Below are 14,167 nucleotides of genomic sequence, written 5' to 3' on the forward strand. Positions count from 1 at the left end.
AGAAAGGAGGCACCACTTATGCATAAACGAGAAGAAGGTTATGTCCTCGTACTCGTCCTCGTGACGATGGCCGCGCTCGCCGTCTTATCGCTCGCTGCCATGCAAGTGAACTTGGTCACGAATAAGCTGACGGTCATCCGCACGGAAGATACGCAGCTGAACGAAGACGCAAAAAGTGCGCTCAATCTGATTGCGGCGGATGTTCGAAATCGTTTCCCACTTCATGACGCAAATGATGTACCGGCTCATATGGAATCGGAGTCCGCTTTTAATGACGCGATTCAAGGCGCACTCGTCTCAAACGAACCGTTCCTTAATCTCCCGAGCGAGAGCGACAGCGAGATCAGCTATTCAATTCAATTAAAAGAGAATGCGGACGCGAACCTGCTCGATACTGCACCGTTCACGAAGATTTTACAAGTAAACGTCGTCGCGAGCCGACAGACGAATCCAGAGCAACCGCTCCTGTCGGTCGAATACACACAAGACCTTTATTTGACGGCTCTGCCCGCGTTTTTGTATTACGTACTCGGGTCGGACGAGCAGTTGACGGTGAACGGAATGCCGACCGTGCAAGGGAACATCTTCTCAGGTGGGCCTTTGGCGTTTGACCGGACGGCAAATTACCAGCTGAACGGCGTGGCGAAACGAATAGACAATATTGATACAAGCTTGCTCCATCTAGATGGTCGTATCGACCTGAAGAATCCGAATGATTGTACGACATGCAGCAAATTGAACTATTTCACGTCCGGTGAAGAAGTGGCTGGCGAATTGCCGGACGCCGGTATATCGACGAGTCAGTTTTCTCCATTCCAATATGACTATTCGATTATTGAATTTTTAAATCGCTATTTGAATCAAAAGTTAAGCTACACGAGCACCGTCGACGCTGCGATTTTCAATGGTGTTTTGATTCCATCAACAGATCAAGTGTTCGAAGTCGAGCGTATTCTCGCCGAAGACGGTGTAACGGTCATTGAAAGACCTACTCCTTACTTAACCGCACGCACGTATAACGCGTTCACGAACCCAACAATTATCAAATTGCCAACGACGTTATCTGATCGTGCCATGTATGTGACCGAATCAATTGCGAAAGCATCAGCCCCATTGCTATTTGACGGAGATTTAGTCATCGAATCGACTGATCGTTTGACGATTGAACGACCACTTATTGTGAGAGGGAATTTGACAATTCGAGGCAACGTCTCGTTTGAATCGACCGTTTATACACTCGGTGATACGTTTATCGATCGGGCCAATATTTTACCGATTGACGAGTCAAAAGGGAACTCTTTGATTTTGCTTTCAAAAGGGAAGATTTTATTGAACCGAATCAATGAGTTCGACCAAACTCCGACGACATTACAGGCGTTTCTGTATAGCGATTCTTCCGAACCGACATACGTCTATGCCGTCGGCTCAATTTTACAGATTAAAGGTGGACTGTATAGTAAAGGTCCGATGAATGTGAACGTCTTTCGTGGAACGTTCAGCACTCAAGACAATCTGAGCCCGGCTGAATACTTCGATAGCCGTATTCCTGCGCACGACGCGTCACAATCACGACTGAAACTTTCGTATAACGATGCAGTCTTCAATCAATTAGATACGTTGCCAGTAACAAATCAACTGCAGTTCTTCGTCAGTCAGCCTGTGCAAATTCGTTAAAATGAAAACAAGGACAATCCGTCGCAGGATTGTCCTTGTTTTCATTCGGGCTGATACCCTTTTTTAACCATCGCTTCTAACATCAATTGCTGATTCATTTCCATGACAACCGGTGCGACTTCTTCATATGGCACAATTTCTGTATCCATACGTTCAATCAAGTCTGTAAAGGCCTCCGTATTCCCATCATAGACCGCTTGAATCAGAATATTAGGATGTGTATTTAAAAACGCAACATCAATCCGTTCGTGAGCCAAGCGCCATTTTTCTGGCTCGTCATTCAAGCTATACAACCCTTCTAACAACGTGCTCGAAGGGATTGAAACATCAAGCGGTGCACCGGCCTTCACCATGCGTTCGAATTCTTCAAACGTCATCAAGTCAGCCAAGTAAATCCATTGCTTATCTGTAAGAACTCCACCGTGTTCGTACAAAACAAGCACTGAAGGAACATCGTACTGTTCAACTGCCTTCTCCATCCACTCGGCTTGTACGTTGACGAGCGGTCGCTCTAAAATCGTAGCGAGTTGTTCAGTATCAGCTGTTTGAAGCGATTCATCTACTTGTTTTGTCTGGTAATAGGTATAGCCCCATCCTGCCGCACCAATGAAAACGACGAACAGGATGACACTAATTACTTTCCATTTCATCAATAGTAATCTCCTGCATCTTCCGGTGAACCGGGATTAGGATCTGCGCCTTCACGAACTCGCACATAAAATTCACGATAAACAATTTTCGGCCCATTCGTTCCAGGGAAGAAGCGGCTGACGTCTTCTGTCGCAATTCGTACTTTTGCAAGTCCTGGTTTTTTCAACCGCAGTTTTGTTTGATCCACGATTTCTACGACGTCTGAACCTTCAGCCACCTGCATTCCAAAACCTCGAACGTTTGCTGTACTCGGCAAGAAGACCGGTTCATACGTGTACGGTGAGTTTTCCATGTAAAGCTCGATGTTCGACGCTAGCATGTCTTGCGGGTACTCTTTAACATCAATCATCGCTGTGACGCGTTGAGAAGCAAAGTTCGTGAATGCTCCTGTGACAGGAATCAAGCGCTGCATCGTCCCTGTCCCTTGAACAGCCTGGACAGTCACACCATCAGCTCGTGGCGCACCTAACGTGATTTCACTTGTACCGGATGGAAGCTCCCAACTGACCGGCAATCGGACTGACCCTGTTTGAATAAGAGATAGATTGGTTGATTGTTGAACCAGTGTTCCTTCTGAATCACGGTATACCCATAACGTCGCCTCAGTCGGAGACACACTCAACGCCGGCAGTGAAACCTGTACATTGACAAAGATTGGTGCAACCGGCTGATTCGCCGGTTGATTCACAAGCGATACTTTGACTTGAACCGTTCCTGGTGCGTTTCCGCTCAACTTAAGTTCTTGCTTCGTCTGCTGAACGACGTTGACGGTGTTTTGACCTGAAACGATATCAAATCGGAAGTTCCGATACTCATCATTCGTCGTTTTAATAGACGGTCGAATGATCCCATCTTCACCGACCAACAAATTTAAGTTATTCGCTGAGAACTGCGTTGGCGGATCATCGACAATGATTTCGATCTCATTTGATCGAATCGTTTTCCCCGTCACTGGAGATGTATATTCTACTCGTACTGTCGTCTTCCCTGGCTTCATCCCTTTAATCGACGCACTGTTGTTGACGTAGCTCGGCGTCAACTCTACAGCCGAAGAGCCAATTACCCATTTTAAATCGAGTTTGCGTGCTGTTTCAGGGGTGAGAATAGGTGTCACTTGACGTGTTTCCCCGATATTCAAATAAATCGGGCCCTCGAGCTGCAACCGTTCAATTTCTTTTTCAAGAACAGTCGTATTGACTGAAGAAAGCTTACCAGCCCCTTCTTTCTCAACATCATGCTTGTCCGTACCGTTCGAATTATGGTTCGCTTCAAAAACATAATCAAATGTCCCTCGGTCGAACGTATAGTTTCCTACTTTATTCGCAACAAGCTTAACTTCTACTTTTGTATCATTCACCTTACAGCTTCGATCACCGTTCTGAATGACGCATTGATCTGTAATCGACCCGACAAGTTTATCGCCGACTCGCTTCCATCCTGTTGGTAACGAACTGTCTAGAACTGAATAACCGCTTGGAATCGTTTCTTCAACGTTCACAATCCACGCAAATTCTTTATACGCGTTACCGTTCGGCTTTTGAATAAATGGTACCGAATAGTTCAGGTTGTACGTAAGAGCGATTTGATTCTCGACTTCTGTCGTTAACGGGCTAATCGTCCGAGACACGAACGCAGCCTCCTCAGATTCTAAGACATTGACGACAAAGGATTCAGTCGATGTGATTGCACCTTTAGTACGCTGTTCTTTCGTCTCAATCCGAACGTTTAACTGCGAACCAGCCTGTGCGTTATGTTCATAAAAGAAACCGCTCGTCTCCCCGTTTCGAACACTGGCAAACTTTCCGTTCTCCGCTGGATAAATTTGCTTCTCGTTGATCAAGACACGTGTATCTAAAAAGCGGTCTGCAAAATCATAGTCAAGCGACTTCCATGACAAGTAAAGCGGTTCAATGTCGTATACGCTTGCTTGTCGATCCTGTTCCAGTTGAGGGTTGATCACCTCAATTTTCGGAGCATGGTTCGATCCGATGAAGGCACGGAACATCGTGTTCACAAATATCTCTTTCTCATCTTGCTCGTTAAACGTTTGAACATGACCTGCTCCGGAATATGTCAAGTTTCCAACTGTATACATATAGTAGTGATTGGAACTATCGCCGGCGGTACGGTTGCTTCCGACAAGATTAAACCACGTCGTCAAATCTTCATTTTCTAAATTTAGTGAGAAGTATTGATTATGTGTTGTTTTGACTTTTTTCTTCGCTATTGAACTAGAGCTTATTTTATAAGGATACTCAGTGAATAGCCCTGTCGCGGTTTGAACGACTTCTGTTGAAGGATTTTGAGCATAAATTCCCATATTCGTGTATTCTCTTGTCGCAAAACGTGATGCGAAATTATTCTCCCACATATTTTTCACATTGAATCTGCCACTACTTTCAGTGCGATATAGCATATCGTGCGTAAACATAACTCCACGACCTTGATCCATAAATTCCTTCAATTCTGAATGCGTACATGTATTCGTAAGCCCAGAGATGTATGAATCTTTGAATCCGAATATAATTAAATCTTTACTATAAAACCATTCTTTGTTCTTGTTGAGATTTTGCCCACAGATTCTATCCGTTAGTTGCTTATAACTAATCGTCTCCAAATCAAATTCATATAAATCTCCGTAACTTAGCATTTGATTATTTGTGAACGTATTTTTTAAGTTTCCAGTACTCGCTGTATCTGAAGTATCGGCTGTAACTTGTAGCACTTTTGCCACTGCTTTTTCATCTTTCAGTAAAAAGCGTCCTGTTTTATACGAGTACGTTTTCATGACTGGATCTTTCATGATGATTTTCCAATAACGGGGACTCGTGTAACTCGGCGCATCGATTGTATATGAAAGCGAACCTGTTTGTTTAGCCTGTACCGTTTCAATCCATTCATTTTGAGTGAAGCGATCGTTACTATCAAAATCGATATAAAGCTCGACAGTCGCGCTATCAGATGGCTTGTTATCAAGTGAATAATCAAATTGAATTGCTTTACCACGCACTGCGGGGACAATCGAAGAAGCTGATTTGACATCTACTAAAGAAGTAAGGGTTTTAGCATCTTGTAGGGTTGTCACGCGATTGAATTTATTCGGTTTGTTGCTTGCAAAATAAGTCTGCAAATATTTTTTCGCTTCATCTACCGATTTATAAGTGCGTGCTTCGGTTTGTTTCAATTGATCAAATTGTTTTGGAGAACTATTTTCGTTAACAAATACATCTTCATGAAGTAAAACAGGAATTCCATTAGCAAGTAAATCTTCCTGAATTTGTTTTGCTTTTAACAAAGTTAAATCATTGTCTAGAAATCTTGTATCATGCGATTTTTGAGTAACCGTCCGAATGGCACTAGACCCGTTTAACGAAGAGTCGTATGTGACCGTACTCGAGCTATATTTTGCTTGAGTGCCAGTTGCCCGCGACGGTCCAAATACGACAGCATCATACTTCCCTAATAAGTCTTCTCGAGATGCATTAAACTGTTTAACGGTCATCGTTTCGACCGTATATTCGGCTCCCAAATTTAATTGTGACGGGATGACATATGTCACATCCGTCGTGTTTTTATCTTTTTCTGCAAGATCGGTCAATTCTAAAATCACTGGTTTGACCGGTGTACTCGCTGAAACTTTTGTATAGACCTCAAAGATGGTCGTTATGAGGAGTGAGGCTAAAAAGACGATGGCAACGAGTGCCGCCACGGGTCGTTTCAATCTAGGTTGACTGACCATGCTGCGTTTCCTCCCTGGTGTTGTGAATGGATTTTTTGACATAAGTACTCATACTTATTCATACTCTGAATCCATGGTGAAAACAAGGTCATTTTTGAAAACTTTGGAAATACGTTCTCACTTCACTAATAAAGTAAAGCGACCCCGTCACGACGAGCGTTTTCGTTTGTGGCGAACGCATCCATTCCACCAACCAGCCTGTCCACTCCACATAGTTCGCTCCTGCTTCAACTAGACTCGCTTGCGTCCGTGCCCGCGGAAAGTCGAACGTCGTCTCATAAACGGTCGCGAGCATCCCTAACGATTTGATTATCGCTTCACGGTCCTTATCGGCAAGAGTCGCGACAAGCACGGTGACATTTTCTTCTAGACGAAGTTGCTCACAGAGTGCCGCTACGCCTTCCGCATTATGCGCCCCGTCTAAAATGATCCGCGGCTCTTTTGAGATGATCTCATAGCGCCCCGGATGTTGTGCCGTCTCAAGCCCTGTCAATATCGACTCGGTCTTCCACCCGAGATGACGGGCGACCGCGACGGCGCACGCCCCGTTGTAGGCTTGATGATGACCCGTCAAGCCGAGCGCCGCAGCAGGCAGTCCTTCATATGTAACGGTTGTGTCGGCCCCGCCTTCGATCGACTCGATGAGCGGTGTGACCGCATGCACCGGTGCCTCCATCGTCCGTCCTTGTTGTTCGAGCAAAGCGATCAACTGCGCATCGTCCAAACTATGGAACATCGGGACGCCTCGTTTCATGATGCCGAACTTCTCCTTGGCAATCTCTGCGAGCGTATCACCGAGTATACCTTGATGGTCGTGGCCAATCGACGTCACGATCGTCGCGAGCGGTCGCTTCAAGACGTTCGTCGAATCGAGCCGGCCCCCGAGACCGACTTCCCAAATGATAAGGTCCGGTTGCTGTTCATGGAAGTACAGCCACGCCATGACCGTCAGCAGTTCAAACTCGGTCAACGTCTCCGGCGACTCATCGGCACGGTCACGGACACGGTTCGCGATACGGACGAGATCAACCTCGCGAATCGGTTCGCCGTTCAACATGATCCGCTCCTCGAACTGGATGATGTACGGCGAGATGAAAGTCCCGACGTTCAACCCTTCAGCGATCGCCATCGCCCGCAAAAATGCGACGGTCGATCCCTTCCCGTTCGTCCCGGCCACGTGAATCGACGGCAATTCGTCAATCTGTAACGTCTCGAGCATCCACTCGACTCGATTCAATCCAGGCTTGATCCCGAACCGCAGTTGTCCGTTCAGCCATTCAAATACGTCTTGTCTTGTCTCCATCTTTAACCCACCCCTGTTCTAACACTTCCCTCCCATCTTACCAAAATTCACGAAGGCCTACGCAGAGAATCGGCTGTGCTATACTCGAAGCGAACAGAGATAGGAGGAATTCAGATGAAAGACACAGGTTGGAACTTTGAAGCGACGTACGTCGAACTTCGTGATACGTTTTACGACCGTGGGCCGATCAACCCGGTCGACAAACCAGAACTCGTCTTATTGAATGAACCCCTCGCCGAGACACTCGGACTCGATATTGATGCATTGAAAGAAGACGTGGCGCTCCTGTCCGGTAATCGGCAGACTGACACGTCGTTCTCGCAAGCGTACGCCGGGCATCAGTTCGGCAACTTCACGATGCTCGGTGACGGACGCGCCCTCTTCTTAGGGGAACACGTCACAGCGAACGGTAAACGGGTCGACGTGCAGTTGAAAGGCTCAGGACCGACCGAATACTCACGCGGTGGTGACGGCCGGGCCGCCATCGGGCCGATGGTACGCGAATATTTGATTAGTGAAGCGATGCACGCGCTCGGCATCCCGACGAACCGGGCACTTGCCGTCGTCAAGACTGGTGAGCCGGTCATGCGTCAAGGGCCGAAGCACGGTGCCGTCTTGACCCGCGTCGCCTCGAGCCATATCCGCGTCGGCACGTTCCAATACGCGGCCGCGGCCGGGTCGATCGATGACGTCACCGCCCTCGCCGACTATGCGATCCATCGTCACGACTCAAGTCTTGAAGGTCGTCCCGACCGCTACGAGGCGTTCCTCGGACGCGTCATCGAACGTCAGGCGAAACTGATCGCCGACTGGCAACTCGTCGGCTTCATCCACGGTGTCATGAACACGGATAACACGTTCATCAGCGGCGAAGGACTCGACTACGGCCCGTGCGCCTTCATGGACTCGTACCATCCGCACACCGTCTTCAGCTCGATCGACCGCGAGGGCCGTTACGCCTACGCGAACCAGCCGTATATCGGATCTTGGAACTTGGCCCGACTCGCCGAGACGCTGTTGCCGCTGCTCGCCGACACGCAAGAAGCTGCCGTCGACATCGCCAATCGTTTGTTGAACGATTATACGGAGATTTATAAACAAACGTACTTCACCGGACTCGCCCATAAGATCGGTCTCTACGTCCGAAAAGACGACGATGACGCGCTGACGGACGAACTGCTCCGACTCATGATGGAGACCGAGGCCGACTTCACGAACACGTTCCGCGCGCTCACGCTAGGAGAAACGGAGTCACTTCCGTTCGCGTCGCGTGACGATGGAAAGGCCTGGCTTTCGGCATGGCGTAAACGTCTCGCTGAACAAGCTCTCCCAGACGAAGATGTGACGCGACTCATGCGCCAACACAACCCGGCCGTCATCCCGCGCAACCATCACGTCGAATCAGCGATTATGGCAGCCGAGCGAGGGGACTTCGGTCCGACAACCGCCTTGCTCGACGTGTTGCGTCAGCCGTATGACTACGAAGCCGATTACGGGCGTTACGTCTCGACGGGACCAGAGCGGACGTATCCATATCAGACGTTTTGTGGCACATAAACCATTCCGTTCTTTCGGGATGGTTTTTTTTGGTGGGAACCTTTGTTTAATTCTTTCGTAAAGTTGAAGGAATGTATAGAAGGAGGTAACGCTTATGAATGAACAGACGATTTCGTATTGGAATCAATTTTGGGAACAAGATTCTACTCTTCAGCCGGATGATGTCGAAGCTTTTCAATTCGGTGATGACGCGAACCACTTAGCAAAACTTGTCACTTCAGGTCAAAAAACAGCCACATGTTCTGCTTATATCTTATATGAGATTGAGCAAGAACCTCTTCCGTACGTCGGTCAGTACGCCATCGTTCTCGATGCCACAGATCACCCCGTCGCCATCATTCGGACGACAGAAGTCACAATCCAGCCAATGAATGAAATCTCAGAAGATTTCGTATTGTCCGAAGGTGAAGGTGATTACGCGGAGTGGTGGCATGCACACAAGCGGTTTTTTACAGATTTGCTCAGCACGTATCAACGTTCATTTACAGAAGATATGAAAGTCGTCTGTGAACGCTTCGAGGTCGTACATCAAATTTAACATTATTAGGAGAAAATACTATGCGATTACTTGCTTCACTCATTTCTCTCGGTTTCGCTTGTCTGATTTCGCTCGAGCTATGGCAAGGTCCATTTCTAAGCAATTGGGTATGGACGATGCCAGCCTTCTTTCTAGGTGTCTCGTTAGTCCAATTCATGAAGCATTTGAACGAGCTCGAATGGAGTGACTCGAAATGAAGAGGACCGTCTTGCTCATGACGATAATCGTCGTGTCCACGTCCTACCTCGTCTACAGTTTTTATCTGTCGTTGACGAATCAATCGATTCAGCCACAATTCACCGGGCTTGCGATTGGCGCCCTGCTCACGTCGTCTTACTTCGTGACGACGAAACGATTATCGTTTTGGACAGAGCCAGAGGAAGAGGACGTATGAAAGTTCTTTTTTTCCATCTTACTAGGATTCGGTAGCATCCTCTATCTCGTCTATGCCGTTCATCTATTCCGTATCGGACATCCTCAACCGACTTTGTTTCACCTTCTCATTGCTATCGTTCTCTCTGGCCTCATCCACGTTGGACGCAAACGAAACCCTGAACATCGATGACGATGCTCGGGGTTATTCTTTACTCTAGATTTAAAGCCCATAATGAATCATATCTTTCTTTTCAACTTGGGCTTGAGCGATTTTCAAAACGAGTCGATTCAGTTGCTTGGATTCATGCATATACATCATCGCTTTGACGACTTGATAGAATAATGCCAGTGACTCATACGGAATGAGTGTGACTCCACACTCCTCTAATCCGTATCCGGGACGGTCATAGGAATGAGAATACGTGCGCATATGATTTAGCTCATCGATAAAAGCATCTACACACTCTCCGTCCACCGAGATACAGTCGTATTTCTCTGGAGTATAATCGTCAAATGATGATTGACGGATTGTTGCATCTAATACACCGAATTCATGAGTGTACGCCATGGTCTTCCCTCCTCCTGAATGATTGAAAGTAGCTTGTTCACTTCATTGGAAAATCTACCGCCCACACTTCCGGCAATGAGTCTGATAGTATAAGCAGCACCTCTTCCGATACGTTCCCTGTCACAACAATGAGCTTGCCTTGCTCTAGATGAAACAAGCCATTCCCATTCGGCTGATTTAAGCGGTATCGCTTATTCAAAGCGTCTCGGCGTTCGATCAATTCACCTTCTGCCACACTAAACGCATCGGTCACCCAAATGGTGATACGTTGTGTTTCATCGTAAAGTGTCCACATCTCCACAGGCCGCTCAAGTTGATCCATCTCGAAGTTTGCGACAAATAGCTCCTCTTTAGGCAGGTCCAACCCATGACGGACTTTTTCGGCCGCCTCGGGGACCGTAAAATTTTGAATGCCATGCAGGACCCACTCTTCGTTTCGAGAATAGTTGAACACGCCAAACGAACTGTCGTGGTCAGGTAACTTGATCGCGATGAGTCCGATATCGCCGATGACCGATTCATAGAGGACGCCGTCTCTCGAAGGTCGTTCGGACGTGCCATCTGTATATTGAATCGTGTATTGAGCCACGACCGCATCGACGAGACGATTGGTCCCTTTCGGCACGTCCTCGATCATCGAGCCTAACACTTCTTTCTCATCCGCTTCGGCAACCTCCACTTCTGACGACTTTGCCTCTTCTTCCTTCACATTGATTGTAACTTCTGTATGCGCAGGTTCTCTTTCCACAACCTTTTGTTCGTCCATGGCACACGCACTCAATCCAATCATCGCTAGACTCAACACCATTGCGATTCGTCTCATATCACTCCACCTTTATCTTGTCTCCTTCCCTAAATTCTCCCAAACCACAAAAAAACCTTCCTCGGAGAACAAATTCTCCAAAGAAGGTTGATGTCTTACTTGCGTAACTCTTCAAGACGCGCACGCACGGCGTCACGCTTGTCGAGGTAGTCTTTTTCTTTCGCTTTCTCTTCGTCGATGACGTGAGCCGGTGCTTTGCCGGTGAAACCGGGGTTACCGAGTTTCTTCTGCACGCGTTCGACTTCTTTCTCGTACTTCGTCACTTCTTTTTCAAGACGGGCGATCTCTTCTTCGAAGTTGATCAAGTCGGCGAGCGGGATGAACAGCTCCGCGCCCGTCATGATCGCTGACATCGATTTGTCAGGCGCCGTCAAGCCACGACCGATTTCGAGCTCTGTCGCGTTCGTGAACTTGCCGATCGTCGCTTCGTTCTCGCTCAAGTAGCCTTGTGTCGTGTCGTCACTCGTCGCGATGAACAGTTGGATCGGTTTCGACATCGGTGCGTTCACTTCCGAACGGATGTTACGAACCGAACGGATGACGTTCATGACCGCTTCGAACGCCGGTACCGACTCCGCATAGTGGAGGTCGTCACGACGCGTCGGATAGCTCGCACGGACGATCGAGTCGCCTTCGTGCGGCAAGTGCTGCCAAATTTCCTCTGTCAAGAACGGCATGAACGGATGCATGAGACGCATGATCGAATCGAGCGTATGCGCGAGCACCGAACGTGTCGTCGCTTTCGCCGCTTCGTCCTCACCGTAGAGCGTGAGTTTCGCCATCTCGATGTACCAGTTACAGAACTCTTCCCAGATGAAGTTGTACAAGTAACGACCGGCTTCACCGAACTCGTACTTGTCGACGAGGCGTGTCACTTGGTCGACCGTGTCGTTCAAGCGCGTCAAGATCCACTTGTCGGCGAGCGTCTTCTCACCTGAGAGGTCGATATCTTCAAACTTCATCCCGTCCATGTTCATGAGGGCGAAGCGGCTCGCGTTCCAAATCTTGTTCGCGAAGTTCCATGTCGATTCGATTTTCTCCCAGTAGAAGCGAAGATCGTTCCCTGGTGTCGAGCCCGTGAGCAGGAACCAGCGGAGCGAGTCGGCACCGTACTGGTCGATGACTTCCATCGGGTCGACGCCGTTACCGAGCGATTTCGACATCTTGCGGCCTTCCGAGTCACGGATCAGACCGTGGATGAGCACGTCGTTGAACGGCTGCTTGCCCGTGAATTCGAGCGATTGGAAGATCATCCGCGATACCCAGAAAAAGATGATGTCGTAACCCGTGACGAGCGCGCTCGTCGGGAAGTAGCGTTTGAAGTCTGCCGAGTCCGTGTCCGGCCAGCCCATCGTCGAGAACGGCCAGAGCGCTGACGAGAACCACGTGTCGAGCACGTCTTCGTCTTGATGCCAGTTCTCAATGTCAGCCGGCGCTTCTTTGCCTACATAGACTTCGCCTGTCTCGTTATGGTACCAAGCCGGGATGCGGTGGCCCCACCAAAGTTGACGACTGATGCACCAGTCACGGATGTTTTCCATCCAGCGGAGGTACGTGCCTTCGAACCGCTCTGGGACGAAGTTGACTTTCGTCTCGTCGTTGCCTTGCGCTGCGAGCGCCGCTTTCGCGAGTGGCTCCATATCGACGAACCATTGCTTCGACAAGTAAGGCTCGATGACCGCGCCTGAACGTTCCGAATGACCGACCGAGTGCGTATGCGGCTCGATTTTGACGAGCGTGCCATCCGCTTCTAAGTCTTTGACGAGCTGCTTGCGGCAGTCGAAGCGGTCGAGCCCTTCGTACTTGCCAGCATTCTCGTTCATCGTCCCCGACTCGTCCATGACGAGGATACGTGGAAGCTCGTGACGGTTCCCGATCTCAAAGTCGTTCGGGTCGTGCGCCGGCGTGATCTTCACGCAACCGGTACCGAACTCGACGTCGACATAGTCGTCCGCGACAATCGGGATCTCACGGTTCATGACCGGGAGCATGATTGTCTTACCGACGAGGTGCGCGTAGCGCTCGTCTTTCGGGTTGACAGCGACGGCCGTATCGCCGAGCATCGTCTCGGGGCGTGTCGTCGCGATCTCGATGTGGCCTGAGCCATCAGCGAGCGGATATTTCATATGGTAGAACGCGCCTTCGACTTCTTGATAGATGACTTCGATGTCGGAGACGGCCGTTTTTTGTGCCGGGTCCCAGTTGACGATATATTCGCCGCGGTAGATCAAGCCTTTTTCATACAAACGGACGAAGACTTCCTGGACCGCTTTAGAGAGTCCCGCGTCGAGTGTGAACCGTTCACGCGAGTAGTCGAGACCGAGGCCGAGTTTTGACCACTGGGCACGGATCGTGTCGGCGTACTCGTCTTTCCATTCCCACGTCTTCTCGAGGAACTTCTCGCGTCCGAGGTCGTAACGCATGATGCCGTCCTCACGGAGCTTCTGTTCAACTTTTGCCTGTGTCGCGATACCGGCGTGGTCCATCCCTGGGAGCCAGAGGACGTCATAGCCTTGCATGCGCTTCAAGCGCGTAAGTAGATCTTGGAGCGTCGTATCCCACGCGTGTCCGAGGTGAAGTTTCCCTGTGACGTTCGGTGGTGGGATGACGATCGTGTACGGCTGTTTCGAGTCGTCCTCGTCCGCCTTGAACACGTTGTTCTCCATCCAATAGTCGTACCATTTCGCTTCCGTCGCACTCGGGTCGTACTTCGTCGGCATGCTGATTTCGTTTGTTTCGTTGGTCATTGTGCCAATCCTCCTCTATCTGTCTACACAAAAAACGGCTGCTCTCGTCCTTAACGCTAAGGACGAAAGAAGCCGTATCTTCCGCGGTACCACCTTAGTTCGCCAACACGTGGCGCCCTCAAAATCGAATAACGGTCGATGGACCGAACCTTCCTACTTGATTCAAAAGGTCAGCTCCGAGGCGACTTCCGC

Annotated in this window: 11 protein-coding genes and 1 other annotated feature (1 of these 12 cut by a window edge); of the genes, 5 read left to right on the forward strand and 6 right to left on the reverse strand. The window is 49.1% G+C overall.

What is annotated here, in order from left to right; all coding sequences use genetic code 11:
- Window positions 1-18: 18 nt before the first annotated feature.
- Window positions 19-1,674: a hypothetical protein gene (locus EVJ22_RS05595; RefSeq protein WP_131443448.1), complete on the forward strand. Its 1,656-nt coding sequence runs from the start codon at window positions 19-21 to the stop codon at window positions 1,672-1,674.
- A 41-nt stretch (window positions 1,675-1,715) separates the two neighbouring features.
- Here the strand turns inward: EVJ22_RS05595 and EVJ22_RS05600 are convergent, their stop codons facing one another.
- The 3 genes from EVJ22_RS05600 to EVJ22_RS05610 form a co-directional block, all read right to left on the reverse strand.
- Window positions 1,716-2,324 carry a hypothetical protein gene (locus tag EVJ22_RS05600; protein ID WP_131443449.1) on the reverse strand — a complete coding sequence of 203 codons (609 nt, stop codon included), beginning with the start codon at window positions 2,322-2,324 and terminating at the stop codon, window positions 1,716-1,718.
- Complete coding sequence (locus tag EVJ22_RS05605; protein ID WP_158625497.1) at window positions 2,324-6,064, reverse strand: DUF5057 domain-containing protein; 3,741 nt, start codon at window positions 6,062-6,064, stop codon at window positions 2,324-2,326. Before EVJ22_RS05605 ends, EVJ22_RS05600 begins: the two co-directional genes overlap by 1 nt.
- Window positions 6,065-6,152: 88 nt before the next feature.
- Complete coding sequence (locus EVJ22_RS05610) at window positions 6,153-7,367, reverse strand: bifunctional folylpolyglutamate synthase/dihydrofolate synthase (protein ID WP_131443451.1); 1,215 nt, start codon at window positions 7,365-7,367, stop codon at window positions 6,153-6,155.
- Between the two features lie 114 nt (window positions 7,368-7,481).
- On the opposite strand from EVJ22_RS05610, the gene EVJ22_RS05615 reads away from it, so the two are divergent.
- The 4 genes from EVJ22_RS05615 (at window position 7,482) to EVJ22_RS05625 (ending at window position 9,856) form a co-directional block, all read left to right on the forward strand.
- Complete coding sequence (locus tag EVJ22_RS05615; RefSeq protein ID WP_131443452.1) at window positions 7,482-8,924, forward strand: protein adenylyltransferase SelO; 1,443 nt, start codon at window positions 7,482-7,484, stop codon at window positions 8,922-8,924.
- A gap of 94 nt (window positions 8,925-9,018) precedes the next feature.
- Window positions 9,019-9,462, forward strand: a complete 444-nt coding sequence (locus EVJ22_RS05620; RefSeq protein WP_071399367.1) for an ASCH domain-containing protein — start codon at window positions 9,019-9,021, stop codon at window positions 9,460-9,462.
- A gap of 20 nt (window positions 9,463-9,482) precedes the next feature.
- On the forward strand, window positions 9,483-9,659 hold the full coding sequence (locus EVJ22_RS15470; RefSeq protein WP_158625498.1) for a hypothetical protein: 177 nt from the start codon (window positions 9,483-9,485) through the stop codon (window positions 9,657-9,659).
- Window positions 9,656-9,856, forward strand: a complete 201-nt coding sequence (locus EVJ22_RS05625) for a hypothetical protein (RefSeq protein WP_071399366.1) — start codon at window positions 9,656-9,658, stop codon at window positions 9,854-9,856. The genes EVJ22_RS15470 and EVJ22_RS05625 overlap by 4 nt, the downstream gene beginning before the upstream one ends.
- A gap of 201 nt (window positions 9,857-10,057) precedes the next feature.
- On the opposite strand, the gene EVJ22_RS05630 is transcribed toward EVJ22_RS05625, so the two are convergent.
- The 3 genes from EVJ22_RS05630 to EVJ22_RS05640 form a co-directional block, all read right to left on the reverse strand.
- Entirely contained in the window at window positions 10,058-10,405 is a 348-nt protein-coding gene (locus tag EVJ22_RS05630) for a hypothetical protein (RefSeq protein WP_071399365.1), read from the reverse strand.
- 37 nt (window positions 10,406-10,442) lie between these two features.
- The gene (locus EVJ22_RS05635) at window positions 10,443-11,228 is read right to left on the reverse strand and encodes a hypothetical protein (protein WP_131443453.1); all 786 of its coding nucleotides are present in this window, start codon (window positions 11,226-11,228) and stop codon (window positions 10,443-10,445) included.
- A gap of 95 nt (window positions 11,229-11,323) precedes the next feature.
- Window positions 11,324-13,975 (reverse strand): valine--tRNA ligase, encoded by a 2,652-nt coding sequence (locus EVJ22_RS05640; protein ID WP_071399363.1) that lies wholly within the window; start codon window positions 13,973-13,975, stop codon window positions 11,324-11,326.
- 55 nt (window positions 13,976-14,030) lie between these two features.
- Window positions 14,031-14,167 (reverse strand) — a binding site (T-box leader) (it continues 84 nt past the right edge of the window).

It is taken from the genome of Exiguobacterium sp. SH0S7 (assembly GCF_004337195.1).
In the GTDB taxonomy this organism is placed as follows: domain Bacteria; phylum Bacillota; class Bacilli; order Exiguobacteriales; family Exiguobacteriaceae; genus Exiguobacterium; species Exiguobacterium aurantiacum_A.

What these genes read in the sequence shown, in the direction of transcription:
- EVJ22_RS05595 (WP_131443448.1), top strand. Translation starts at nt 19, where the DNA reads ATGCATAAACGAGAAGAAGGTTATGTCCTCGTACTCGTCCTCGTGACG.
- EVJ22_RS05600 (WP_131443449.1), bottom strand. Translation starts at nt 2,324, where the DNA reads ATGAAATGGAAAGTAATTAGTGTCATCCTGTTCGTCGTTTTCATTGGT.
- EVJ22_RS05605 (WP_158625497.1), bottom strand. Translation starts at nt 6,064, where the DNA reads ATGGTCAGTCAACCTAGATTGAAACGACCCGTGGCGGCACTCGTTGCC.
- EVJ22_RS05610 (WP_131443451.1), bottom strand. Translation starts at nt 7,367, where the DNA reads ATGGAGACAAGACAAGACGTATTTGAATGGCTGAACGGACAACTGCGG.
- EVJ22_RS05615 (WP_131443452.1), top strand. Translation starts at nt 7,482, where the DNA reads ATGAAAGACACAGGTTGGAACTTTGAAGCGACGTACGTCGAACTTCGT.
- EVJ22_RS05620 (WP_071399367.1), top strand. Translation starts at nt 9,019, where the DNA reads ATGAATGAACAGACGATTTCGTATTGGAATCAATTTTGGGAACAAGAT.
- EVJ22_RS15470 (WP_158625498.1), top strand. Translation starts at nt 9,483, where the DNA reads ATGCGATTACTTGCTTCACTCATTTCTCTCGGTTTCGCTTGTCTGATT.
- EVJ22_RS05625 (WP_071399366.1), top strand. Translation starts at nt 9,656, where the DNA reads ATGAAGAGGACCGTCTTGCTCATGACGATAATCGTCGTGTCCACGTCC.
- EVJ22_RS05630 (WP_071399365.1), bottom strand. Translation starts at nt 10,405, where the DNA reads ATGGCGTACACTCATGAATTCGGTGTATTAGATGCAACAATCCGTCAA.
- EVJ22_RS05635 (WP_131443453.1), bottom strand. Translation starts at nt 11,228, where the DNA reads ATGAGACGAATCGCAATGGTGTTGAGTCTAGCGATGATTGGATTGAGT.
- EVJ22_RS05640 (WP_071399363.1), bottom strand. Translation starts at nt 13,975, where the DNA reads ATGACCAACGAAACAAACGAAATCAGCATGCCGACGAAGTACGACCCG.